This is a genomic window from Stenotrophomonas sp. YJH_SMC_53 (assembly GCF_059369995.1).
Genome location: NZ_JCAFTF010000013.1, coordinates 1 through 24,527 on the forward strand (window position 1 = coordinate 1; position 24,527 = coordinate 24,527).

Sequence of the window (24,527 nt, forward strand, 5' to 3'; positions counted from 1 at the left end):
CGCTGTGGAACCACCCGATCCCATCCCGAACTCGGAAGTGAAACGCAGCTGCGCCGATGGTAGTGTGGCTCAAGCCATGCGAGAGTAGGTCATCGCCAGGGTTTATACCCAAAACCCCGCTGCTGACGCAGCGGGGTTTTTCTTATTAAGTGAAGGCATTGCTTTTCTGGATACCTTCCGCCCAAGGGCAAGATCGCGAAGCTGGCGCTGCAAGCGCTGCTGCAACCGTCTCCCTGGTGAAATTAGCGCTGTGGAACCACCCGATCCCATCCCGAACTCGGAAGTGAAACGCAGCTGCGCCGATGGTAGTGTGGCTCAAGCCATGCGAGAGTAGGTCATCGCCAGGGTTTACACCCAAAACCCCGCTGCTCGCGCAGCGGGGTTTTTCTTTGGGCGCAGTAATACAGGTAGTGCCAGCCGCTGGCCGGCAACCCGACGGCGTTACATCGCCCGCTAGATCCACGCCATGCGTGGATGCCCTCTGCGAGGAAGCATGGCGCCACCCAAGATTGGCCGCTACCAATCGATTGCCGGCCAGAGGCCGGCACTACCGGCAGATCCACACCAGTCGTGGATCTGCCGCCGATGGTACGCAAAAGAAAAGCGGCGCCCCGTGGGGCGCCGCTCTGCTCTCAACAGTGCTCAGTCGAGCATGGCCCGACTTTACTTGGCCGAAGCCTTGTCCTTCATCATCGCGTCGCGGGCCGCCTTGAACGGGTTGCCTGCATACCAGTTCGGCCAACGATCACCACCGGCCAGTTCCTTGCCCACGCCGTACATCAGCTGCAGGTCTTCAACGGTGCCGTCCAGTTTCCAGGTGGCCGCGTCGAACTCGTCCTTCGGGCCATGGTAGCGGTTGGCGCCGTAGTCCGCCGCGGCCTTGCGGCCCGCTTCCACGCCACCCTCGCGCAGGTCCTCGCCGCCATCGGCGTACAGGGCCGGCACACCGGCCTTGGCGAAGTTGAAGTGATCCGAGCGGAAGTAGAAGCCGCTTTGCACCGAGGTCTCACCGTGCAGCGTACGGTCCTGGGCGGCGGCCAACGGCTTGAGGATGTCCTCCAGCTCCGAGCTGCCGAAGCCGGTGACGGTCACGTCCTTGGCACGGCCGGCCACCGACATCGCATCGATGTTGATCACACCGGCGATCTTGTCCAGCGGGAAGGTCGGATGGGCGACGTAGTACTTCGAACCCAGCAGGCCGGATTCTTCCAGGGTCACGGCCAGGAACACCACCGAACGCTCCGGCTTCGGGTCCTGGTGCGCCATGGCTTCGGCCACTTCGAGAATGCCGGCCACGCCGGTCGCGTTGTCGACGGCGCCGTTGTAGATGTTGTCGCCGGTTTCACCCTCATGCTTGCCCAGGTGGTCCCAGTGCGCCATGTACAGCACGGCCTCGTCGGCACGCTTGCTGCCCGGCAGCACGCCGACCACGTTGCGGGACTGCTTCTGTGCGATCTGGCTTTTCAGGTCGACCGCGGCGGTGGCCTTCAGCGGTACCGGCTTGAAGCCGCGCTTGCTGGCATCCTTGTAGGCCTGCACCAGGTCCAGGCCGGCACCGGCAAACAGGGCCTTGGCCGCCTCGGCGCTCAGCCAGCCCTGCACTGGAATACGGGCTTCCGGGTCATCCTTGGCCGGCAGGTCGTATTGCGGGCCCGCCCAGGAGTTCTTCACCACGTCCCAGCCGTAGGATGCGCCGGCCGTGTCGTGCACGATCAGTGCAGCAGCGGCGCCCTTGCGCGCGGCCTCCTCGAACTTGTAGGTCCAGCGCCCGTAGTAGGTCATGCGCTTGCCGTCGAACAGCTTCTCGTCGTCGACATGGAAGCCCGGGTCGTTGACGAACATGACGACCGTCTTGCCCTTCCAGTCCTGGCCGGCGTAATCGTTCCACTTCTGCTCCGGTGCATCGACGCCGTAGCCGACGAACACCAGGTCGCTGGCATCGACCTTCACCTCGGCCTGGCCGGTACGGGTACCCACCACCATGTCGGTGCCGAACTTCAGCTCGGTGGTCTTGCCGCCCTGGGTGATCCTCAGCACGGTCGATTCGTCGGCCGTGGTCTCGGTCATCGGCACATCCTGGAACCAGCTGTCGCCGTTGCCGGGCTGCAGGCCGATGCGCTGCATCTGGTCGCGGATGTAGTTGACCGTCAGCTCTTCACCCTTGCTGCCCGGGGCGCGGCCTTCGAACTCATCCGAGGCCAGCGTCTTGACCATCTCGGCGAAGTCGCCGGCATTGATCTCCGGGGAGAACGCATGGGCGGCCGGCTTCGCCGCAGCGGTGTCGGTGGCCGGCGCGGCGGCGGGCGTGTTTTCGCCTTTGCAGGCACTGAGCGCGGCCGCGGCGGCCAGGCACAGGAGGAGTTTGCGGGGCATCGTCGATTCCTGGAGAACAAAGGGCGGCCGCACCTGATGCGCGACCGGTAACAGTGAGTATCACCGAACCGGCAGGTCCGGCGGGTTCAGTCCGCCGGGGCGGTTTCGGTGTCGAACGGAATTGGCTCGGCGCCGGTCACCGGGCCGATGCGAGCGGAGCGATGCACGTACAGCACCACTTCGCGCTCGAACTGCAGGGGGCCGTTGACCACCGCATTCGGGCCGATGATCACGCGCGGCTTGCGGCTGGCGGTCAGCGAGACACTGAAGTTCGGCTTGCGCACATGCACACCGCCGTTGACCTGCGAACCGATACCGACGGTGATGTCACCATTGACGGTCTCCACGTCCTTGCCGACGCGGCTCTCGACCAGGCCGATGCCGCCGTTCACGGTCTCGACGCCGCCTTCGATCTGGCTGCCGCGATCAGTGAAGATGCTGCCGTTGACGGTGCTGACGCCGCCACTGGCGATCACTTCACGACCCAGGCGCACACCGCCGTTGACCGTTTCGATCTTGCCGGTGCGCGCGCGGTCGGCGACCTTCACCCCGCCGTTGACGGTGTCGATGCTGCCGGTCTCGACGCCTTCGCCGACGCGGATGCCGCCGTTGACGGTGTCGAGCTTGCCGTAGCGTTGACCGGGTTCGGCGCTGATGCTGCCGTTGACCTTGCTGATGTTCTCCTGCGCACAGACCGGCCCGGTGGCCAGCAGTACGCCCAACAGCAGCGGAATGGAAAGAGTTTTCATGGCGACCTCGATGGATGTGCGGCTGGCAGGCCGCGTGCGGAGATGTCACCATTCCCCGGTAGCCCCCGCAACTGCCTGAAGTCACTGGAAAGCCCTTGCGCGACAACGCCTTCCCATCACGCCGACATCACATCGCCGCTGCCCGCGGCGGTCGCTGCCTGCTGCTGGGGCTGGCGTTGGCGCTGGCCCTGCCGCTGCCCAGCGGTGCGCAGACCACCCGCGAGACCGAGCGCAAGCTGCAGAAACTGCGAACCGAACTGAAGGGCGTGGCGCAGGAGCGACGGCAGATCGAGGGACAGCGCGGGCAGGCATCGCAACAACTGCGCGAGGCCGACGAGAAGGTAGCCCGCACCGGCCGTGCCCTTGCGCAGACGGAAGCCGCGCTGCGCGAGCAGGGCCGCGCCCTTGCCGAAGCCGAGCAGCGCCGCAGCACGCTGCAGGGCAACCTGGCCCAGCAGCACCGCGAACTGGCCGGGCTGTTGCGCGCGGCATATCAGCTGGGCAACCACGCACCGCTGAAGCTGCTGCTGTCGCAGGACACGGTGGCTGATGCCAACCGCGCCCTGGCCTACCATCGCTACCTGCAGCGCGAGCGTGCGCAGCGGATCACCACGCTGACCGCCGACCTGAAGGAGCTGGAAGCGCTTCAGGCGCAGATCGCCGAGCGCAAGCAGAAGCTGCAGGGGACGCAGCAAGACCAGAAACAGCAGGCAGCCGCCCTGGAAGCGGACCGCCGCGATCGCGCAAAGACCGTTGCCTCGCTGGAAGAGCGCTTCAAGGACCAGCGTGAGAAGGAACAGGCACTGGGCCAGGACGCCAAGGCACTGGAAACGCTGCTGGCCAACCTGCGTGCCGCTGCCGCGCGGGCCGAAGCCGAGCGGCGCGCCGCTGCACGCCGGGCCGCCGCCGAGAAAGCCGCTGCCGAGCGCGCCGCACGCCAGGCCGCCGCGCAGGGCCGTCCACCGCCGCCCACCAAGGTTCCACCTGCGGTGGCGTCGGCACCGGCGCCGAAGGTCGGCGGCCTGGGGTGGCCGTTGTCCGGCAACCTGCTGGCCCGCTATGGCGGCAAGCTGCCCGATGGGCGCACCAGCAGCGGTGTGCTGATCGGCGCGCCAGCCGGCAGCACGGTCACGGCCGTGGCCGATGGCACCGTGGTGTTCTCCGACTGGATGACCGGCTACGGCATGATCCTGATCGTCGACCACGGCAACGGCTACATGAGCCTTTACGCGCATAACGACACCCTGCTGAAGGATGCTGGCGCGCGGGTCAGCCGCGGCGATGCGGTGGCCAAGGTCGGCAATTCCGGCGGCCAGGGCGTCACCGCGCTGTACTTCGAGCTGCGCCGTGGCGGGCAACCGGTCAACCCGGACAGCTGGCTGCAGCGGCGCTGAATCCTGGCCCGCCGGATGCGGGCCGGATTCAACGGGAATTTAGCTGTGCTTCGCGCATAATCGGTGCATGTGCCTTGGGCACCATGCCACCGTCGACAGGAGTGATCCATGCGCGCAGCCCGTACCGCCACCCTCTTGCTGGCCCTGTTGCCAGCGCTGTCCTGGGCGCAGCAGACCGCGCCCGCCCCCAGCCCGGAAACCAGCGGGCAGGCAGCGAACAGCGAGGAGGCGGTGACCTCGAAGGTGCCGCTGGAGGAAATCCGCCGTTTCGTGGCCGTGTACAACGCGGTGCGCGCCGCCTATGTCGACCCGGTCGATGACAAGAAGCTGATGCAGTCAGCCGTGCGTGGCCTGCTGCTCGACCTTGATCCGCACAGCACCTACTTCAACAAGGAAGACGCGCAGGCCTTCGACGAGCAGGCCAACGGTGCCTACGAGGGCATCGGCGTGGAGCTGCAGCAGCAGCCGGACAATGCCAGCATGAAGGTGATCGCGCCGATCGACGACACGCCGGCAGCCAAGGCCGGCATCCTTGCCGGCGATTTGATCATCGCCATCGACGGCAAGCCGATCAGCGCGATCGATGCCAGCGAACCGCTGCGTGGCCCGGCCGGCAGCAAGGTGGTGCTGACCATCGTGCGTGATGGCAAGCCGAAGCCGTTCGATGTCAGCCTGACCCGCCAGACCATCCGCGTGACCAGCGTGCGCAGCCGCCTGCTCGAGCCGGGCTATGGCTATATCCGCCTGAGCACCTTCCAGGCCGATACCGGCTCGGATTTCCAGAAGCATGTGCAGCAGCTGCAGAAGCAGTCCGGTGGCCAGCTCAAGGGCCTGGTGCTGGATCTGCGCAGCAACCCGGGTGGCCTGCTGACGGCCGCCGTGCAGGTCGCCGACGATCTGCTCGACAAGGGCAACATCGTCAGCACCCGTGGCCGCATCAGTATCAGCGATGCCCGATTCGACGCGACCCCGGGCGACCTGCTGAAGGGCGCACCGGTGGTGGTGCTGGCCGATGCCGGTTCGGCCAGCGCCTCGGAAGTGCTGGCCGGCGCGCTGCGCGACAACAAGCGCGCCCGCGTGGTGGGCAGCCGCACCTTCGGCAAGGGCTCGGTGCAGACCGTGCTGCCGCTGGACAACGGCGATTCGGTGAAGCTGACCACCGCGCGCTACTACACGCCCAGCGGCAAGTCGATCCAGGCCACCGGCATCGTGCCGGACGTTGAGTTGAAGCCCGCCGCCACCCCGGCGGAGGATGCCCTGCCGGCCAGCCTGAGCGATTACAGCGAAGCCACCCTGCCAGGCCATCTGCGCGGCGACGACGAAGGCACCGAGGGCTACCACGCCGGTGCGGTGCTGCCGGGCGACGGCCCGATCAACGACGCGCTGGCCGAGCTGAAGAACCCCGGTTCGGTGGCCGCACGGTTGAAGGCCGAGGCCGCGAAGGCGGATGCCGCCAACGCCGCGAAGGCCGCTGCGGTGAAGCCCGAAGCCAAGCCGGAGCCGAAGGTCGAACCGAAGGCAGACAGCACGCCCGAAGCCAAGCCCGCACCGGTGCCGGCCAAGCCTTGATTCCCGGTCTACGAACGAGCGGGTGAGCGTGGAGCCGGCCAGCGGCCGGCACTACCTGGATCAGAAGCCGTGGCGCTTGCGCAGTCGACGGGCGATGGCCGCCCGCACGTAGACCCCGTACACGACGCCGAACACGAAGCCACCGATGTGCGCCCACCAGGCCACCATGCCGAAGCTTGGGCCGATGTGGGCGAACACCACTTGCAGCGCCGCCCAGACGCCGATCAGCAGGTAGGCCGGGGCACGCACGAACTCCAGGAACAGGCCGAGCGGGATCACCACGCCCAGCCGCGCGCCCGGGAACAGGGCCAGATACGCACCGATCAGGGCCGACACCGCGCCACTGGCGCCGATGATGATCTGGTCCGGGCTGCCCATGGTGTAGATCGCCACCAGGTTCGACACTGCGCCGCCGACCAGGAACAGCAGCAGCAGCCGCCACGGCCCCAGCACCCGCTCGGCGGGCAGGCCGAAGATCAACAGGAACACCAGGTTGCCCAGCAGGTGCGACCAGTCCGCGTGCAGGAACAGGGCGGTGAACAGCCGCAGCACGCTGCCGTCCTGCAGGGTCGCCCACCAGTCCAGCGGGTGGGTCAGACCGGTGGACAGCGCGCCCCAGTCCAGCCAGAGGCTGCCGCGGGCATCGTCCGGACGCGAGATCGACCACAGGAACGCCAGCCACAATGACGCGAACAGCACGGGCGTGGCCCAGCGCAGGGCCGCCTTCTTGCGGGACGGGAGCGAGACGAACATGCCAATAGCCTAGCGTGCGGCCACTTTCGGTGGGGACGGTCCTGTTCAGCTTTTGAGACGAAAAAACCGCCTGCGCTGTTATTGTTTCATTAACAGCTCTGGGTAATACTCGCATACGGCGTCGTATGTCGGGAGGGGAATCCGGCGCGCTCCGATGGGTCCCAGGACCCGGCGGGCGCAGGCGCACTCAGAGCACCATCACCGCTTACCGGAGAGAGAGAACTACGATGCAAACCGCTTCCACCATTGCCCGACTGACCCTGCTGGCCGCCGGCGTTGCCGGTGCGCTGGCCGCCGCCGATGCCAATGCTGCCGCCTTCCAGCTGAAGGAAAACAGCGCCAAGGGCCTGGGCCGCGCGTTCGCCGGCTCCACCTCGACCGAAGGTGACGCCTCGGTCATCGCCACCAACCCGGCCTCCATGCGCCTGCTCGACGGCACCCTGGTCCAGGGCGACGTCAGTGCCATCAGCTTCGGCGCCAAGTTCCGCGGCCAGGGCAAGTACGGCAACGGCGCGCCGATTTCCGGTGGCAACGGCGGCGACGCCGGCATGATCGCCCCGGTTCCGGCCGCGTACTTCCACGTGCCGTTCGGCGAGAACGACAACATGCACTTCGGTGCTTCGCTGACCGTGCCGTTCGGCTTCAAGACCGAATACGACCGCGACTGGGTCGGCCGCTACAACGGCGTCAAGACCGAGCTGCAGGCCATCGACCTGGGCGTGGCGTTCTCCTATGACGTCAACCCGTACCTGTCGTTCGGTGCTTCGGTGTTCGCTGAGCGCCTGAACGTCGACCTGACCAGCGCTGTCGATACCGGCACCGCGATCAACGCCACGGCCCAGCGCACCGCTGCGGCGCGTGTGCTGGCTGCCGGCGGCACTGCGGCCCAGGCGGCGGCGGCCTCGCAGGCCGCTGCACGCCAGGCCGCCCAGCTCGGCTTCTCGCCGGGCACCGCCGATGGCTACCTGCGCATCAAGGGCGACGAAGTGTCGGTCGGCTACACCCTGGGCATGACGGTCACCCCGGTGGAAGGCACCAACATCGCCTTCAGCTACCGCTCGAAGGTCGAGCACAAGATCACCGATGGCAAGGCCGACTTCACCATCCCGCAGAACGCTGCCGCCTTCCTGGCCACTGCTGCCCCGGGTACCTTCATCGACAGCAACGGCCGCGCCACCATCACCCTGCCGGCCAGCGCCACCGTGGGCTTCACCCACCGCGTGAACGACCAGTGGCAGATCATGGCCGAGGTCACGCGCACGGCGTGGAGCAAGTTCGACCAGGTCACCGTCGACTATGACTCCAACCAGCCGGACAGCGTGCTGCCGTTCCACTACCGCGACACCACCTTCGCGTCGATCGGTACCGATTTCCGCGTGAACGACAAGCTGACCCTGCGTGGCGGCCTGGCCTACGACCAGACCCCGACCACCGACGCCCACCGTGACGTGCGCGTGCCGGACACCACCCGCAAGTGGCTGTCGCTGGGCCTGACCTACGCCGCTTCGGACAAGATGGAATACAGCGTGGGTTACACCCACCTGTTCACCAAGGATCCGAACATCACCTCGACCTCGGCCACTGCCAACACCGTGACCGGCAAGTACAAGGTGAGCGGCGACGTGCTGGCGGCGTCGATGCAGTACAAGTTCTGATTCGGGCGATTGCCTGAAGCAGTACGAGGAGAGCCCCGCGCAAGCGGGGCTTTCTTTTTGCGGAGGGTATCCACGCATGGCATGGATCTGCTGGTCCGACGACGCAGGGCGCGGATCTACGCGACAATGGTGCGATGAACCTGTCCGACCCGAGCTTCCAGCTGGAGCTGGCCGCCAACATCGCCGTCGCCGGCTCGATCCTGCTGGCCGGCCGCAACAACGTGCACACTTGGTGGCTGGGCATCGTCGGCTGCGCATTGTTTGCTGCAGTGTTCGAGCGCTCGCACCTGTATGCAGACATGGTGCTGCAGTTCTTCTTCATCACCATCAGCGTGCTGGGCTGGTGGCAGTGGCTGCGTGGCGACCATGGCGCGCCGCTGCCGATCACTGCGCTGCGGCCGCGCGCCTGGGCCTGGCTGGCGCCGCTGGCGCTGGTGGCCACGTTCGGCTACGGCTGGATGTTGACCCGACTGACCAACGCCTATGCGCCTTACATCGATTCGGCGGTGCTGGTGCTGAGCGTGATCGCGCAGATCCTGATGATGCGGCGCAAGCTGGAATCGTGGTGGGTGTGGCTGCTGGTGAACACCGTGGCGGTGCCGCTGTACTACAGCCGTGGCCTGCATCTGACCTCGATCCTGTACGTGGGCTTCTGGATCAACGCGCTGGTGGCACTGCGCCATTGGCGGCACCTGATGCGGGACGAGGCCAGGGCGGCCGATGCCGCTGCCTGAGCGTGTCGAGCGCGGCCTGGTGGTGGGCAAGTTCTGCCCGCTGCATCTCGGTCACGAACGCCTGATCGACTTCGCCGCCACGCGCTGCACGCAGCTGCTGGTGATCGGCTGGTCACAGCCAGGCTTTGCCGGCTACAGCGCTGCTCGCCGCGAACGCTGGTTGCGTGCGCGCTTCCCCCGGGCAACGGTGGCGGTGCTGGATGATGCGCGGCTGGCGGCCCTGTGTACCGAACATGGCGTGCCGCCACGCGTGTTGCCGCACGACAGCAACAGCGAGCAAGTGCAGCGCATGTTCACCGCCTGGCTGTGCCAGCACCTGTTCGGTGGCCCGGTGCAGGCGGTATTCACCGGCGAGGACTACGGTGACGGCTTCGCGCAGGCGCTGGCCACGCACTTCGGTGCGCCGGTACGCCATGAGCGGCTCGAACGCGCATTGGACGCCGGGCAGGCGTGCGGCACCCAGCTGCGCGCCGATCCGCACGCGCACCGCCATGGTCTCGCACCGGAGGTGTACGCCGGATACGTGCAGCGCGTGGCCTTCATTGGTGGCGAGTCCAGTGGCAAGACCACGCTGGCGCGGGTGATGGCCGAGCGCCTGCAGACCGCCTGGGTGCCGGAGTATGGCCGCACGCTCTGGGAGCAGCAGGGCGGCGACCTGATGCCGGACGATCTGCTTCGTATCGCGATGACCCAGCCGCAGCATGAAGAAGAGGCTGCGCGGCGGGCACATCGCTGGCTGTTCTGCGATACCACGCCGCTGGTGACGCTGGGCTACAGCGGCTGGATGTCTGGTACGGCGCCGGAGGCACTGCGGCAGGCTGCATTGCGGCCATATGACCTGCTGTTCCTGTGCGCGCCGGATATACCGTTCGACCAGGACGGCACACGGGTGGGGGAAGCATTCCGTGCGCAGCAGCATGCGTGGTACGTGCGCGAGCTGCAGGCGCGGGGCGTCGACCATGTGCTGCTGGAAGGCGATCTGGAGACGCGCATCGCGCGCGTACAGCGCGAGCTGGCTAAGCGTGCGGACAACCGGTTCAGTGTCGCCCTGCCTCTGTAGCGCCGAGCCCATGCTCGGCTGCGCCAGGAAAGCCGAGCGTGGGCTCGGCTCTACAGGAAGCAAAGCACAAGAAACCCCGCTTTCGCGGGGTTTTTCGTTCACTGCATGAGGCTGACGATCAGTCGCCCAGGGTCAGCAGCGAGGCGTTGCCGCCGGCGGCGGTGGTGTTCACCGTCACCGTCTTTTCGGTGGCAAAGCGCAGCAGGTAGTGCGGGCCGCCGGCCTTCGGGCCGGTGCCGGACAGGCCCTGGCCACCGAACGGCTGCACGCCGACCACTGCACCGATCTGGTTGCGGTTGACGTACACATTGCCGACGTGGACGCCGTTGCTGATGCGGTCAACGGTTTCGTCGATGCGCGAATGCACGCCCAGGGTCAGGCCGTAGCCAGTGGCGTTGATCTGGTCGATCACCGCGTCGAGCTGGTCGCCCTTCCAGCGGATCACGTGCAGGACCGGACCGAAGACTTCCTTGTGCAGCTGGCCCAGGTCCTTCAGTTCATAAGCGCGCGGTGCGAAGAAGGTGCCGTTGGCGGTTTCGGCGGACAGCTCGGCGGCGGCGATCAGGCGCGCTTCGCGGTCCATGCGTTCGGCGTGTTCCTGCAGGATCTTCAGCGCGTCGGCGTCGATCACCGGGCCGACGTCGGTAGACAGCAGGCCCGGGTTGCCGACCTTCAGTTCCTTCATCGCACCGGCCAGCATGGTCATCACCTTGTCGGCGATGTCGTCCTGCACGAACAGCACGCGCGCGGCCGAGCAACGCTGGCCGGCGGAGGTGAAGGCCGAACCGATCGCGTCCTTGACCAGCTGTTCCGGCAGTGCCGAGGAGTCGGCGATGAAGGCGTTCTGGCCACCGGTCTCGGCAATCAGCACGCCGATGGCGGCGTCACGCGCGGCCATCGCACGGTTGATCGCACGGGCGGTCTCGGTGGAGCCGGTGAAGGCCACGCCGGCCACGCGCGGGTCGGCGGTCAGCGCTGCACCCACGGTGGCGCCGTCGCCCGGCAGGAACTGCACCACCTCGGCCGGCACGCCGGCATCGTGCAGCAGCTTCACCGCGTAGTAGCCGATCAGGTTGGTCTGCTCGGCCGGCTTGGCGATGACGCTGTTGCCGGCGGCCAGTGCGGCGGCGACCTGGCCCAGGAAGATCGCCAGCGGGAAGTTCCACGGGCTGATGCAGACGAACACGCCGCGGCCGTGCAGCTGCAGCTCGTTGGATTCACCGGTCGGGCTGGGCAGCTTCTCGGCGTGGCTGAACTGCTCGCGCGCCTGCTTGGCGTAGTAGCGCAGGAAATCCACGGCTTCGCGCACTTCGGCGATGCTGTCGGGCAGGCTCTTGCCGGCTTCCTTCACGCACAGCGCCATGAACTCCGGCATGCGCGCTTCCAGCTGGTCAGCGGCGTGTTCGAGGATGGCGGCGCGGCTGGCGGCCGGGGTGCGGTTCCAGGCCGGTTGTGCGGCCACGGCGTTGGCCAGGGCCTTCTGCACGGTGGCGGCATCGGCGGCCAGCCACTGGCCGACCACTTCGCGGGTGTCGGCCGGGTTGGTCACCGGCAGCGCGGCGCCGGCCGGGTTGGCACCCGGTACCAGCGGCGAGGCCTGCCACGGCTTCACGGCGGCGTTGAGCTGCTCGGCCAGGGCGCGCAGTTCGTTGTCGTTGGCGAGGTTGGCGCCCATGGAGTTCTTCCTGTCGTGGTTCTGGCTGCGCAGCAGGTCAACCGGCAGCGGGATCTTGGGATGCGGAATCGATTCGAACGAGGCGACCATCTCGACCGGATCGCGGATCAGGTCGGCGATCGGCACGCGTTCGTCGGTGATGCGGTTGACGAAGCTGGAGTTGGCACCGTTTTCCAGCAGGCGGCGCACCAGGTACGGCAGCAGGTCTTCGTGCGAACCGACCGGGGCGTACACGCGGCAGGGCAGGTTCAAGCGATCGGCCGGCACCACTTCGGCGTACAGGTCGTCGCCCATGCCGTGCAGCTTCTGGTGCTCGTACACGCCGCCGTTGGCGATGCTGCGCACGGCCGCGATGGTGTGCGCGTTGTGCGTGGCGAACATCGGGTAGATCGCGTCCGCATGGGTGAACAGCCGCTTGGCGCAGGCCAGGTAGGACACATCGGTGTTCTGCTTGCGGGTGAACACCGGGTAGCCCGGGTAGCCTTCGATCTGCGCGCGCTTGATCTCGGCATCCCAGTAGGCGCCCTTGACCAGGCGCACCTGCAGGCGGCGACCGGCACGGCGTGCCATGTCGGCCAGGTGGTCGATCGTGTACGGCGTGCGCTTCTGGTAGGCCTGCACGACCACGCCGAAGCCATCCCAGCCAGCCAGCGAGGCGTCGGAGAACACCTGCTCGATGATGTCCAGCGACAGTTCCAGGCGGTCGGACTCTTCGGCGTCGACGGTGCAGCCGATGCCGTAGCTCTTGGCCAGCTGTGCCAGTTCCAGCACGCCCGGCACCAGGTCCTTCAGCACGCGCTCGCGCTTGGCGTGCTCGTAGCGCGGGTACAGCGCCGACAGCTTGATCGAGATGCCCGGCGCGTTGTTGACGTCGCCGTCCGGACGGCCACCGCGGGCCTTGTGATCGCCGCCGATGGCGTGGATCGCACGACGGTAGTCTTCCAGGTAGCGCAGCGCGTCCTTCATGGTCAGCGCGCCTTCGCCGAGCATGTCGAACGAGTAGCGGTAGCTGGCGTTGTCGCCCTTGTGCGAGCGCGCCAGCGCTTCGCTGATGGTGCGGCCCATGACGAACTGGTGGCCCATGATCTTCATCGCCTGGCGCACGGCCAGGCGCACCACCGGCTCACCGACGCGGCCGACCAGGCGCTTGAATGCGCTGGGCGCATCGGCGCGCGTGGCGTCGTTCATCTGCACCAGCTTGCCGGTCAGCATCAGGCCCCAGGTGGAGGCATTGACCAGCACCGAGTCGCTGCCGCCCAGGTGCTTTTCCCAGTCGGCATCGGCCAGCTTGTCGCGGATCAGCTTGTCGGCGGTGTCCTGGTCCGGAATACGCAGCAGCGCTTCGGCCACGCACATCAGCAGCACGCCTTCCTCGCTGCCCAGGTCGTACTGGCGCATGAAGGCTTCGATCGCGCCCTGGTCCTTGGCACGCACGCGCACGCGGCCGACCAGGTCGGCGGCCAGCGCCTGCACCCTGGCCTGTTCCTCGGCGGGCAGGCGCGCCTGCGCCAGCAGCTCGCGGACGTGGCTGGCCTCGTCCTTCAACCAGGCATCGGTGATGGCCTGGCGGAACGGGTTGGGGGGCGCCGGCAGTTCCGGCGACAGCAGCGCGCCCGGACGCGGGGCGTCGTGGGCGGCAGGGGAGGAGGAAGGTGCGTTCATGCCGGTCCGGCCAGTGGAAAACTTGGCGATTTTAATCATTTTTGCGGCCTTCGGAAGTGCCACACAGACACCTTCATGAAGGGCTGATAGCCACTAACGGTGGTGGATTCGGCGTGTTCAGCAAACCCGGCGATATTTGTGCTGAATTCGTCATCCGCGCCGCCGACCGCATGCTGTGTTGCAGCATCGGAAAAAGTGTGAATGCACCCTTGCTACCGGCGAGAGGGCGGGGCTACCATCGAGACGTTTCCCGCGGCAGGAACGCGGTTGCGACATGATCGAGGTGCTTCCAGCTCCGGATGGGTCAGGTACGCAGCTGCGGCTGCGTCCCCCACGGGCGCTCGATGCCCGGCAGTTCGTCCTGTTGTTCACCGTGTTGTCGGGTGCGATGTGGCTGGTGTCCGCCCTCGGGTGGTGGGCCGGCAATGCATTCGCCCCCCTGTTCGCGCTGCTGTACAGCCTGGTGCTGGCGGCGGCGCTGCGTGCCTTGTGGCGCAGCGGTGAACGGCAGGAGGAGATCCGGGTAGTGCCGGCGTACGTGGAGGTCATTCCCGTACCCGGTGGATCGCCGGTGTTCCGGGCCCACCCGCATTGGGTGCGCCTGCTCACCGACGATGAGAGGGTCCGGCTGGCATCCAGCGGCCGGCAGGTGGAGGTGGGGAGTTTCCTCGCGCCGGCCGAACGTCAGACGCTCGCAGAGACACTTGAAAGCTTGCTCGCCGCCAGCGATGGCGGCAACCGACGACGCTAAGGGTCTAGGCAATGAAGCAAAGCAGCAGGTGGGGCACGAAGTGCGTGAACGCGGTTGCCGCAGTGCTGGCGACCGGGGGACTGATGCCGGCGTTGGCCTGGGCCCAGGCGGCCGATCCCAAGCCGTGGCAGCTGAACATGGGCAAGGGGGTGACCCAGACCTCGCGCCTGGCCTGGGAATCGAACAACCTTTCGTTGATCATCTGCACGGTGATCGGCGTCATCGTGTTCGGCGCGATGGCCTACGCCATCTTCAAGTTCCGCAAATCCAAGGGCGCGGTCGCCGCTACCTTCAGCCATAACACGAAGGCCGAGATCATCTGGACGGTGATCCCGGTGATCATCCTGATCGTGATGGCGTGGCCGGCCACGGCCAACCTGATCAAGATGTACGACACCCGCGATGCCGAGATGACGGTCAAGGTCACCGGCTACCAGTGGATGTGGAAGTACGAATACCTCGGGGAGAACGTCACCTTCACCAGTCGCCTGGACCGGGAATCCGACCGCGTGCGGCAAAGTGGCATCGTGCCGACCCGCGAAAGTCATCCGCACTACCTGCTGGACGTCGACAACCGGCTGGTGTTGCCGGTCGATACCAAGGTCCGCTTCGTCATCACTTCCGATGATGTGATCCACGCCTGGTGGGTGCCTGCGCTGGGCTGGAAGCAGGACGCGATCCCCGGTTTCATCAATGAAGCCTGGACCAGCATCGAGCAGCCCGGGGTGTATCGCGGCCAGTGCGCCGAGCTGTGCGGCAAGGACCACGGCTTCATGCCGATCGTGGTCGAGGCGGTGTCCAAGGAGGACTTCAAGCAGTGGCTGGCGCAGCGCAAGCCTGCACCGCTGGCCGAGCCCGCCCCCCCTGCGGCACCTGCAGAACCGGCTGCCCCTGCGGGCGAAGCACCGGCGGCACCTGCTGCTGCCGAAGCCGGCAACGCACCTGCGGTTGCGGCCAGCGGCGCGTGATGTAAAGCCCGCGGCCGCTCGCGGCCGTGGTGACAACCGATTCTGAGAGGTGTTTTGCAATGGCGCACTCGGCAGTTGGGCACGACGATCACCATCACCACCAGAGTTTCTTCGAGCGTTGGTTCTTCTCGACCAACCACAAGGACATCGGCACGCTGTACCTGGGTTTCAGCTTCATCATGTTCATCATCGGCGCGGCGATGAGCGTGGTGATCCGCGCCGAGCTGGCGCAGCCGGGCCTGCAGTTCGTCAAGCCCGAGTTCTTCAACCAGATGACGACCGTGCATGCGCTGGTGATGATCTTCGGCGGCGTGATGCCGGCGTTTGTCGGCCTTGCCAACTGGATGATCCCGCTGCAGATCGGTGCGCCGGACATGGCGCTGCCGCGCATGAACAACTGGTCGTTCTGGCTGCTGCCGGTGGCCTTCAGCCTGCTGCTGCTGACGCTGTTCCTGCCCGGTGGTGCACCGGCCGGTGGCTGGACGCTGTATCCGCCGCTGTCGCTGCAGGGCGGCTACAACGTGGCCTTCAGCGTGTTCGCCATCCACGTGGCCGGCATCAGTTCGATCATGGGTGCGATCAACATCATCGCCACCGTGCTCAACATGCGCGCGCCGGGCATCGACCTGCTGAAGATGCCGATCTTCTGCTGGGCGTGGCTGATCACCGCCTTCCTGCTGATCGCGGTGATGCCGGTGCTGGCCGGTGCGGTGACCATGCTGCTGACCGACAAGTTCTTCGGCACCAGCTTCTTCAATGCCGCCGGTGGCGGTGACCCGGTGATGTACCAGCACATCTTCTGGTTCTTCGGCCATCCCGAGGTCTACATCATGATCCTGCCCGCCTTCGGCGTGGTCAGCGAGATCATCCCGACCTTCAGCCGCAAGCCGCTGTTCGGCTACCAGGCGATGGTGTACGCCACCGCCGCGATCGCGTTCCTGTCGTTCATCGTCTGGGCCCACCACATGTTCACCGTGGGCATGCCGCTGGGCGGCGAGATCTACTTCATGTTCGCCACCATGCTCATCTCGATCCCGACCGGAGTGAAGGTGTTCAACTGGGTCAGCACCATGTGGCGGGGGTCGCTGACGTTCGAGGCGCCGATGCTGTGGTCGGTGGCCTTCGTCATCCTGTTCACCATCGGTGGCTTCTCCGGCCTGATGCTGGCCATCGTGGCGGCCGACTTCCAGTACCACGACACCTACTTCGTGGTTGCGCATTTCCACTACGTGCTGGTGACCGGCGCGGTGTTCGCGCTGATTGCAGCGGTGTACTACTGGTGGCCGAAGTGGACGGGGCGGATGTACAGCGAGAAGTGGGCCAAGGTGCACTTCTGGTGGTCGATCGTGTTCGTCAACCTGCTGTTCTTCCCGCAGCACTTCCTCGGCCTGGCCGGCATGCCACGCCGCATTCCGGACTACAGCGTCGCGTTTGCCGACTGGAACCTGATCAGCTCGATCGGTGCGTTCGGCATGTTCGTCACGCCGTTCATGATGGCCGCGATCCTGCTGTCCTCGCTGCGCAATGGCGAGAAGGCCGAGGCCCGTAGCTGGGAAGGCGCGCGCGGGCTGGAGTGGACGCTGCCGTCGCCGGCACCGGCGCATACCTTCACCACGCCGCCGACCATCCGCCCGGGCGATCTGGCGCATGACGACATCACGCATTGAGGTGGGGCATGCATAACGAGAGCCCACTGCAGACCTGTAGAGCCGAGCCATGCTCGGCTGACGTGGAGCAGCCGAGCATGGCTCGGCTCTACAACAGCCCGGGCGACGCCCCGGAAAACGGCATCGAACAGCAACGCCAGCGTGCCCGGCGCACGGCGATGTGGGTCGGCGCCATCGCGGTGCTGGTCTACGTCGGCTTCATCCTCAGCGGGGTGATCGGCCGATGAGCGAGGCACCGGCCAGCACGCGGTCACCCAGTGCCGGGCTGCCGCGCCTGATCGGCGTGGCAGTGGCGGTGTTCCTGCTGACCTTCTCGCTGGTGCCGCTGTACCGCATTGCCTGCGAGAAGGTATTCGGCGTGCGCCTGGAACGCGGCCCGGGTGGTGAAGCCAGTACGGGTGCCGCAGCTGGCAAGCGCACCGTGCGGGTGGAGTTCGATGGCGGCGTCAATTCGCGCCTGCCGTGGTCGTTCCATCCCGAGCAGCTGACCATGGATGTGGTGCCCGGCGAACTCAACGAGGCGCTGTACTTCGCCCGCAACGACAGCCAGCAGGCAGTCGTTGGCAGCGCGGTGCCTTCGGTGGCACCGGCACGCGCGTCGGGCTTCTTCAGCAAGACCGAGTGCTTCTGTTTCACCGCGCAGACGCTGCAGGCCGGCGAGAAGCGCGACATGCCGGTGCGCTTCATCGTCGATCCGGACCTGCCGCCGGAAATCAAGACGATCACCTTGTCCTACACCTTCTACCGCAACGACGCGTTGTCCGATCGGCTGGCCCCGGCCGCCACCTCGGACGGCGCGCACGCCGCACCCTGACCCGGATACCGACATGGCCCAGACACCAACCGACGCCAACGTGTACTTCGTCCCGGCCCAGAGCAAATGGCCCTTCGTGGGGTCCATCGCGATGATGGTGACCATGGTGGGCGTGGCCAGCTGGCTCAACGATGCCAGCTGGGGGCGCTGGACGTTCTACATCGGCATCGCGATGCTGGTGTTGACCCTGTTCTGGTGGTTCAGCGACGTGGTGCGCGAATCGCAGGCCGGCAACTACAACCACCAGGTCGATGGCTCGTTCCGGATGGGGATGATCTGGTTCATCTTCTCCGAGGTGATGTTCTTCGGCGCCTTCTTCGGCGCGCTGTTCTACACCCGCAACCTGGGCCTGTCGTGGCTCAGTGGCGAAGGCCGCGGGGTGATGACCAACGAGCTGCTCTGGCAGGGCTACTCCGCCGGATGGCCGACCAATGGCCCGGCGGCGATCGGTGGTGCCTTCCAGACCATCCCGGCGTGGGGCCTGCCGCTGATCAATACGCTGATCCTGCTCACCTCAGGCGTGACCCTGACCATCGCCCATCACGCGTTGAAGGCCGGCAACCGCCGCCAGTTGCTGATCTGGCTGGGCCTGACCGTGGTGCTCGGCCTCGGTTTCCTGACCCTGCAGGCGGAAGAGTACATCCACGCCTACAAGGAGCTGAACCTGACGCTGGGCTCGGGCATCTACGGTTCGACGTTCTTCATGCTGACCGGCTTCCACGGTGCGCACGTGCTGCTGGGCACGATCATGTTGATCGTGATGTGGCTGCGTTCGGCCAAGGGACACTTCACCCGCGACAACCATTTCGGTTTTGAAGCGGCCGCGTGGTACTGGCACTTCGTCGACGTGGTGTGGCTGATGCTGTTCCTGTTCGTCTACGTGCTTTGACCACGCACGCATCGGTGGCCTCAGCCGCCGACGCCGTGCGGCTTGATCCAGCCCATGTAGATGCTCACGATCACCAGTACGATCAACGCCACCGACACCGCGATGCGACGTGTCAGTGCGTTGACCGTGCGCTTGGTCTGCCCGCGGTCGACCAGCAGGTAATACAGGCCGGCGCCCAGGTTCCAGACGATGACGATCAGAAACGCGATTACCAGCAGGGTCTTCAGCGAATCACTCATGCGCGGCTCGAGGGCAGGGTGGATGTGCCTATCTGACCGCGTTTGCGTGGACTTGTCATGATGCGCCAGCACACACGCGTGATCGGATGGTTGCTGGCCGTGCTGGCGATGGCCGGTTTCACTGCATTGGGGCTGTGGCAGCTGCAGCGCATGCATGCCAAACAGTCAATGTTGGATGCGCAGGGGCCAGCGGTGGCTCAGGCGCTGCCGCTGGCGCAGGCCCTGGCAGCCCCCGGCGCGTTGCACGGTGTGGCCGACCACGGCCGCTTCCTGCCTGGCGTGGTGCTGCTGGACAACCAGACCCGGCATGGCCGTGCCGGCGTAAAGATCTATCGCCCGTTCCGCAGTGACGAAGGCAGCGTGCTGCTGGTCGATCTTGGCTGGCGCGCGCTGCCGCCGGATCGCACGCTGCCGGACATACCGGCGCCGCCTTCGCCGGTGGCGGTGCGCGGGTTGCTGGCGCCACCGCCTTCGGCGGGGCTGGTACTGGGCCCGGCGTTCTCCGCCACCGGTGAGGCCGGGCGCTGGCTGGCCAGCCGCTTGCCGGCCGAGGGCCTCGCCGCAGCGCTGGGCCTGCCAACACTGCCCGAGCGGGTCCTGCGACTGGACCCGGCGCTGCCCTTCGGCGACGAGCGTGACATGGACCTGCTGCCAAATACGCTGCCACCGCAGCGACACCTGGGCTACGCCGTGCAGTGGTTCGGCCTGGCCCTGACCGTGCTGGTGGTGGCGCTGGTGCTGGAGCGGCGCAGGAGACGGCCCATCGCCGGGTAGTGCCGGCCGCTGGCGGGCACGCACTCGGATTCCTGGATGCCGGCCAGCGGCCGGCACTACCGGCATCGTTTACCCAACCATGAGAAAATGCCCCACATGAACACTGCTACGTCCCCGCAGGCGCGCGGCTCCGGCCGCCGGACCCTGGTGCTGCTGTTTGCCGTGTTCTTCGGGGCGATGGCGCTGGCCGCGGTATTGCGCTTCTCCGGCTGGCAGCCCACCGGCCACCGCAATGCGGGACAGCTGCTGAAGCCGCCGGTCGATCTGCGCCAGCAGACGCCGACCCTGGCCAGCGGCCAGCCCTATCCCTGGAACCCCGAGGCCCGCACCTGGCGCCTGCTGGTGGCACCGGCCGGTGCCTGCGACGCGCAGTGCGTCACTTTGTCGCAGGGACTGGGCAAGGTGTGGCAGCTGTTCGGCCATAACGCCGATAATGTCGAGATCCTGTGGCTGGGTACGCCACCGGCGTCGATCGCCTCGCTGCCCGCGCTGCGGCCGCTGGCTCCGTCGCCAGCCCTGCGCGCGGCGTTGCCGGGCGTCGATGATCCGGCGGGACTGCCGGTCTACGTGATCGATCCGAACGGCTTCGTGATCATGCGCCATGCCCCGGGTTCCGACCTGGGTGGCCTGCGCAAGGACATGGCCACGTTGCTGAAACTGAAGTGAGTCCCGTTTGATGAGCCTTTCCGCGCGTCCGGCGCTGCACCGCAATTTCCACCGCCTGGCGTGGTTCGCCATGATCATGACCGCGAGCACGATCATGTTCGGCGCGTTCGTACGCCTGTCCGATGCCGGCCTGAGCTGTCCGGACTGGCCGACCTGCTATGGCCAGGCCACCTGGCCGCAGCACGTGGAAGAGACCATCGGCCACCCGGCGGCGGAGATCCGCCCGCTGGAGACCCACAAGGCCTGGCGTGAGCAGGTGCACCGCTTCCTGGCCGGCGCGCTGGGCATCGAGATCCTGACCCTGGCCCTGCTGGCCACGCGCAAGCGCCGCTTTGGAACCACGGCAGTGGTGACCGCCTGCGTGCTGGTGGCCGCTGGCATACCGCTGTACATGATGGGCTGGCATGGCACCGCCAGCGCATTGGCTCTGGTCGGCGAGGCGATCCTGCTGATCGCCGCGCTGCGCTGGAGCAACATCGACCTGGCACGCGCTGCACTGCTGACCCTGGCGGTGGTGATCTTCCAGGCCCTGCTGGGCATGTGGACGGTGACCCTGCTGCTCAAGCCCATCGTGGTGATGGGCCATCTGCTGGGCGGCATGCTGATGTTCGCGCTGCTGGCCTGGATGGCCTGGCGTGCGACGCACATGCCGATCACTCTGGCCGAGGCACCGAAGCTGAAGTGGCTGCTGCGCATCGGCCTGGCGGTGCTGGTCACCCAGATCGCACTGGGCGGCTGGGTCAGTGCCAACTACGCGGCGCTGGCCTGCGGCGGCGGCAGTGCATCGCTGGACAACTTCCCGCGCTGTGCCAACCAGTGGTGGCCGCAGCACAACTTCGTCGAAGGCTTCACCCTGTGGCGTGGCATCGGCGTGGACTACGAAGGCGGCGTGCTGGATGGCGCCTCGCGTATCGCCATCCAGATGGCGCACCGCCTGTTCGCGGCGGTGGTGGCCATCTACCTGCTGTGGCTGGGCGGGCGCCTGTTCCGGTTGCCGAGCATGCGCGGCTGGGCCAGCGCGCTGATCGCGCTGCTGGTGCTGCAGGTCACCCTCGGCATCCTCAATGTGAAGCTGGCGCTGCCACTGGAAGTGGCCGTGGCCCACAACGGCGTGGCCGTTGCCCTGTTGTTCGTGCTGGTCAGCCTGCTGGCCCGCCTGCGCGCCCCGGACTGATTCCATGTTTTCCAACTACCGCCAGTACTGGGACCTGACCAAGCCCAAGGTTGTCGCCCTCATTGTCTTCACTGCCCTGGTCGGCATGGTCCTGGCTGTCCCGGGCGTGCCCAGCTGGGAGCAGGTGCGCGCCGGCCTGCTCGGCTTCCTCGGCATCTGGCTGGCCGCTTCGGCGGCCGCTGCGATCAACCAGTTGCTGGATGCGCACATCGATGCGCAGATGGCACGCACGTCGTGGCGCCCGCTGGTGGTCGGCAAGGTCAAGCCATGGCAGGTGCTGGTGTTCGCCGGCGTGCTGATCGTGCTGTCGATGACCATCCTGGTGCTGTGGGTGAACCTGATCACTGCGGTGCTGACCTTCGCCTCGCTGATCGGCTACGCGGTGATCTACACCGTGTACCTGAAGCGTGCGACCTCGCAGAACATCGTCATCGGTGGCCTGGCCGGCGCGATGCCGCCGATGCTGGGCTGGGCTGCGGTGACCGGCATGCAGGGCTCGTCGGACTGGGCATACTCGTCGCTGCTGGTGCTGATCATCTTCATCTGGACGCCACCGCATTTCTGGGCGCTGGCGATCTTCCGCCGCGAGGACTATGCCAAGGCGGAGATCCCGATGCTGCCGGTGACCCACGGCGTGGCGCACACCCGCAAGCAGATCATGGTGTATTCGGTGGTGCTGGCGCTGGTCTGCCTGTTGCCCTACCTGGTGGGCATGAGCGGTGCGTTCTACCTGGGCGGCGCGATCGTGCTCAATGCCGTGTTCCTCTGGTACGCCTGGCGCATGCTCGACCCACCGGATGAGCTGTTCTCGATGAAGATGTTCTATTACTCCATCGTCTACCTGATGGCGCTGTTCGCCTTCCTGCTGGTCGACCACTGGATCCTGCCCTGGTTGTGAAGCACCACCTGTAGAGCCGAGCCCATGCTCGGCTGAGGGGGGATTGGAAGAGCAGCCGAGCGTGGGCTCGGCTCTACACTTGATCTCTTCCAGTGGCGTCGCCATTGCTGTTCCTGACCCCAGGGAAAGGAAGCAACAGGGATGCACTCGTTCTTCCGTTGGACCACCGCGCTGATGCTGGCGCTGGGCATGGCCGTGACCGCGCATGCCGACGACACCGCCGCGCAGATCCGCCAGCACGCCGGTGATCACCGCCTGCTGGTGCTGGGCGAATTCCATGGAACCCGCGAGACGCCGCTGCTGGTGCGGCAGCTGGTGGATGACTACAGCGGCACCGGGCCGGTCCTGCTGGCGCTGGAACTGCCACGCGGGGAGACCTCCACGCTGCGCGATTACCTGGCTTCCGATGGCGGGGAGAAGGCACGCCAGCATCTGCGCGGGCGTGCGTTCTGGACCGTGCGCGATGACCAGCATGATGGCCGTCGCAGCCGCGACATGCTGGCAATGATCGAAAGCCTACGCGTGCTGAAGTCGCAGGGACGTGTGATCGACGTCGTTGGCTATGACGTCAACGCCAGCAAAGGCGGCAACCAGGTACGCGGTGACCTCATGGCAGCCGAGTTGCGGCGGCTCTATCGAGGCCTACCGGCCAATACGCGCATGCTGGTGCTGACTGGTAACGTGCACGCGATGCTGCAAAGGCCGCAAGGTATGCCGCCAGAAATGCAGATGCATCCGATGGCGTCGCAGCTGCGGGACCTGGATATCTACAGCGTACGGTTGGGCGCGCAACGTGGTCAGACGTGGGGATGCGCGGGCGGTTGCATGGCGCGGCCACTTCGAGAGCAGGTTGCCACGGGGCCGCGGGTCGCTGCCGGTGCGGAACGGCCGTACGACCTATGGGTATGGATGCCGGAATTGAGCGTCGGGACGCTGGTGGATCCGTAGCGTCAGGCAAACCATCCACGCATGGCGTGGATCTACTCCGGATCACAGGTGTTGGCCGAGCGCGGGCTCGGCTCTACAGTAGATCCACGCCATGCGTGGATGTCCTCCCGTCGGGTCAGGGCGCGCGCTTCGCGTACCGCTGCGCGATCACGCCGCAGACGATGAGCTGGATCTGGTGGTAGATCATCACCGGCAGCACGATGGCGCCGAGGCTGCCGCCGGCGAACAGCACCTTGGCGATCGGCACGCCGGTGGCCAGGCTCTTCTTCGAGCCGCAGAACACGATGGCGATCTCGTCCTCGCGGTTGAAACGCAGGCGGCGGGCGATGAAGGTGATCAGCGGCATGGCGATGCCGAGCAGCACGGCGGCCACCACTGCTACGGCCAGCAACGAGAGCAGCGGCGTCTTGCTCCACAGTCCTTCGGTCACCGCCTCGCCGAACGCCGAATACACCACCAGCAGGATCGTGCCCTGGTCGGTGTAACGCAGCAGCGCGCGCTGCTTTTCCACCCAGCCGGCAATCCACGGCCGCAGCAGGTGGCCGGCCACGAACGGCACCAGCAGCTGCAGCATGATGCCGCCGATCGCATGCAGCGGGTCGTGCACGCCGCCGGAGGTGCCCGCCAGCGCGGTCAGCAGCAGCGGGGTCAGGAATACGCCGAGAATGCTCGACAACGAGGCACTGCACACCGCTGCGGGCACGTTGCCATGCGCCATCGAGGTGAACGCGATGGACGACTGCACGGTGGAGGGCAGGGTGCACAGGAACAGCACGCCCAGGTACAGCTCCGGGGTCAGCAGCCAGCCCGATAGCGGCTTGAACATCAGCCCGAGCAGCGGGAACAGGAGGAAGGTGCAGGCGAGGATGGTCAGGTGCAGCCGCCAGTGCAGCATGCCGCCAATGATCGACTCACGTGGCAGGCGCGCGCCATGCAGGAAGAACAGTGCAGCGATGGCGACGGTGGTGACATCGTCCAGGACGATGGCGGCGGCGCCCTTCATCGGCAGCAGGGAGGCCAGGCCGACGGTGCACAGCAGGGCGAGGGTGAAGTTGTCCGGTCGCAGGCGCGACCACCAGCGGGTCATGGTGGGCAGAGTCCTTGGTGCGGAGGGT

The 24,527-nt window shown here is 66.7% G+C and carries 22 protein-coding genes and 2 rRNA genes; 18 read left to right on the forward strand and 6 right to left on the reverse strand.

Annotated elements, in window-relative coordinates:
* A 5S ribosomal RNA gene (gene rrf / locus AC5P7X_RS17440) occupies positions 1-101 on the forward strand; the annotation flags it as partial.
* Positions 102-232: 131 nt separating this feature from the next.
* Positions 233-347 (forward strand): 5S ribosomal RNA (gene rrf, locus AC5P7X_RS17445).
* A 316-nt stretch (positions 348-663) separates the two neighbouring features.
* On the opposite strand, the gene AC5P7X_RS17450 is transcribed toward rrf (AC5P7X_RS17445), so the two are convergent.
* Positions 664-2,373: a M28 family metallopeptidase gene (locus AC5P7X_RS17450; protein ID WP_346608109.1), complete on the reverse strand. Its 1,710-nt coding sequence runs from the start codon at positions 2,371-2,373 to the stop codon at positions 664-666.
* An 86-nt stretch (positions 2,374-2,459) separates the two neighbouring features.
* A complete protein-coding gene (locus AC5P7X_RS17455) occupies positions 2,460-3,122 on the reverse strand; it encodes a DUF4097 family beta strand repeat-containing protein (RefSeq protein WP_005414989.1) in 663 nt (220 codons plus the stop codon).
* A gap of 95 nt (positions 3,123-3,217) precedes the next feature.
* On the opposite strand from AC5P7X_RS17455, the gene AC5P7X_RS17460 reads away from it, so the two are divergent.
* Both AC5P7X_RS17460 and AC5P7X_RS17465 read left to right on the forward strand, forming a co-directional pair.
* Positions 3,218-4,516: a murein hydrolase activator EnvC family protein gene (locus AC5P7X_RS17460; RefSeq protein ID WP_033834985.1), complete on the forward strand. Its 1,299-nt coding sequence runs from the start codon at positions 3,218-3,220 to the stop codon at positions 4,514-4,516.
* A 108-nt stretch (positions 4,517-4,624) separates the two neighbouring features.
* On the forward strand, positions 4,625-6,085 hold the full coding sequence (locus tag AC5P7X_RS17465) for a S41 family peptidase (protein WP_053498728.1): 1,461 nt from the start codon (positions 4,625-4,627) through the stop codon (positions 6,083-6,085).
* Between the two features lie 60 nt (positions 6,086-6,145).
* Here the strand turns inward: AC5P7X_RS17465 and AC5P7X_RS17470 are convergent, their stop codons facing one another.
* On the reverse strand, positions 6,146-6,838 hold the full coding sequence (locus tag AC5P7X_RS17470) for a rhomboid family intramembrane serine protease (protein WP_053498727.1): 693 nt from the start codon (positions 6,836-6,838) through the stop codon (positions 6,146-6,148).
* 227 nt (positions 6,839-7,065) lie between these two features.
* On the opposite strand from AC5P7X_RS17470, the gene AC5P7X_RS17475 reads away from it, so the two are divergent.
* The 3 genes from AC5P7X_RS17475 (at position 7,066) to AC5P7X_RS17485 (ending at position 10,287) form a co-directional block, all read left to right on the forward strand.
* Positions 7,066-8,493 (forward strand): outer membrane protein transport protein, encoded by a 1,428-nt coding sequence (locus AC5P7X_RS17475; RefSeq protein ID WP_495215208.1) that lies wholly within the window; start codon positions 7,066-7,068, stop codon positions 8,491-8,493.
* A 134-nt stretch (positions 8,494-8,627) separates the two neighbouring features.
* Entirely contained in the window at positions 8,628-9,227 is a 600-nt protein-coding gene (gene pnuC, locus AC5P7X_RS17480; RefSeq protein ID WP_053498725.1) for a nicotinamide riboside transporter PnuC, read from the forward strand.
* Positions 9,214-10,287, forward strand: a complete 1,074-nt coding sequence (locus AC5P7X_RS17485; protein WP_495215209.1) for an AAA family ATPase — start codon at positions 9,214-9,216, stop codon at positions 10,285-10,287. Before pnuC ends, AC5P7X_RS17485 begins: the two co-directional genes overlap by 14 nt.
* Before the next feature lie 118 nt (positions 10,288-10,405).
* Here the strand turns inward: AC5P7X_RS17485 and putA are convergent, their stop codons facing one another.
* Entirely contained in the window at positions 10,406-13,624 is a 3,219-nt protein-coding gene (putA, locus tag AC5P7X_RS17490; protein WP_065186705.1) for a bifunctional proline dehydrogenase/L-glutamate gamma-semialdehyde dehydrogenase PutA, read from the reverse strand.
* A gap of 274 nt (positions 13,625-13,898) precedes the next feature.
* Here putA and AC5P7X_RS17495 point away from each other — a divergent pair, with 274 nt between their 5' ends.
* From AC5P7X_RS17495 to AC5P7X_RS17520, 6 genes are read left to right on the forward strand one after another with little or no spacing between them, the layout of a single operon-like run.
* Positions 13,899-14,375, forward strand: a complete 477-nt coding sequence (locus AC5P7X_RS17495; RefSeq protein ID WP_021202927.1) for a DUF2244 domain-containing protein — start codon at positions 13,899-13,901, stop codon at positions 14,373-14,375.
* Positions 14,376-14,386: 11 nt separating this feature from the next.
* On the forward strand, positions 14,387-15,343 hold the full coding sequence (gene coxB / locus AC5P7X_RS17500; RefSeq protein WP_495215210.1) for a cytochrome c oxidase subunit II: 957 nt from the start codon (positions 14,387-14,389) through the stop codon (positions 15,341-15,343).
* A 59-nt stretch (positions 15,344-15,402) separates the two neighbouring features.
* Positions 15,403-17,010 (forward strand): cytochrome c oxidase subunit I, encoded by a 1,608-nt coding sequence (gene ctaD / locus AC5P7X_RS17505; protein WP_005407790.1) that lies wholly within the window; start codon positions 15,403-15,405, stop codon positions 17,008-17,010.
* Between the two features lie 8 nt (positions 17,011-17,018).
* Positions 17,019-17,237 (forward strand): hypothetical protein, encoded by a 219-nt coding sequence (locus AC5P7X_RS17510; protein ID WP_053498719.1) that lies wholly within the window; start codon positions 17,019-17,021, stop codon positions 17,235-17,237.
* Positions 17,234-17,824 (forward strand): cytochrome c oxidase assembly protein, encoded by a 591-nt coding sequence (locus tag AC5P7X_RS17515; RefSeq protein WP_053498717.1) that lies wholly within the window; start codon positions 17,234-17,236, stop codon positions 17,822-17,824. Before AC5P7X_RS17510 ends, AC5P7X_RS17515 begins: the two co-directional genes overlap by 4 nt.
* Before the next feature lie 13 nt (positions 17,825-17,837).
* Entirely contained in the window at positions 17,838-18,713 is an 876-nt protein-coding gene (locus AC5P7X_RS17520) for a cytochrome c oxidase subunit 3 (RefSeq protein WP_005407793.1), read from the forward strand.
* Between the two features lie 20 nt (positions 18,714-18,733).
* Here AC5P7X_RS17520 and AC5P7X_RS17525 read toward each other — a convergent pair whose 3' ends face one another.
* Positions 18,734-18,952, reverse strand: coding sequence for a twin transmembrane helix small protein (locus AC5P7X_RS17525; protein WP_049416782.1), 219 nt, complete (start codon positions 18,950-18,952; stop codon positions 18,734-18,736).
* Positions 18,953-19,009: 57 nt separating this feature from the next.
* Between AC5P7X_RS17525 and AC5P7X_RS17530 the strand changes: the two genes are divergently transcribed.
* From AC5P7X_RS17530 to AC5P7X_RS17550, 5 genes are all read left to right on the forward strand, one after another.
* Positions 19,010-19,726 (forward strand): SURF1 family protein, encoded by a 717-nt coding sequence (locus tag AC5P7X_RS17530; protein WP_495215211.1) that lies wholly within the window; start codon positions 19,010-19,012, stop codon positions 19,724-19,726.
* A gap of 96 nt (positions 19,727-19,822) precedes the next feature.
* Complete coding sequence (locus AC5P7X_RS17535; RefSeq protein WP_005415005.1) at positions 19,823-20,392, forward strand: redox-active disulfide-containing membrane protein; 570 nt, start codon at positions 19,823-19,825, stop codon at positions 20,390-20,392.
* Between the two features lie 10 nt (positions 20,393-20,402).
* Positions 20,403-21,566, forward strand: coding sequence for a COX15/CtaA family protein (locus AC5P7X_RS17540; protein WP_053498712.1), 1,164 nt, complete (start codon positions 20,403-20,405; stop codon positions 21,564-21,566).
* A gap of 4 nt (positions 21,567-21,570) precedes the next feature.
* Positions 21,571-22,464: a heme o synthase gene (cyoE, locus tag AC5P7X_RS17545; protein ID WP_053498710.1), complete on the forward strand. Its 894-nt coding sequence runs from the start codon at positions 21,571-21,573 to the stop codon at positions 22,462-22,464.
* A gap of 141 nt (positions 22,465-22,605) precedes the next feature.
* Complete coding sequence (locus AC5P7X_RS17550) at positions 22,606-23,412, forward strand: calcium-binding protein (RefSeq protein ID WP_329843463.1); 807 nt, start codon at positions 22,606-22,608, stop codon at positions 23,410-23,412.
* Positions 23,413-23,527: 115 nt separating this feature from the next.
* Here AC5P7X_RS17550 and AC5P7X_RS17555 read toward each other — a convergent pair whose 3' ends face one another.
* The gene (locus AC5P7X_RS17555; protein ID WP_065179432.1) at positions 23,528-24,499 is read right to left on the reverse strand and encodes a bile acid:sodium symporter family protein; all 972 of its coding nucleotides are present in this window, start codon (positions 24,497-24,499) and stop codon (positions 23,528-23,530) included.
* Between the last annotated feature and the right edge of the window lie 28 nt (positions 24,500-24,527).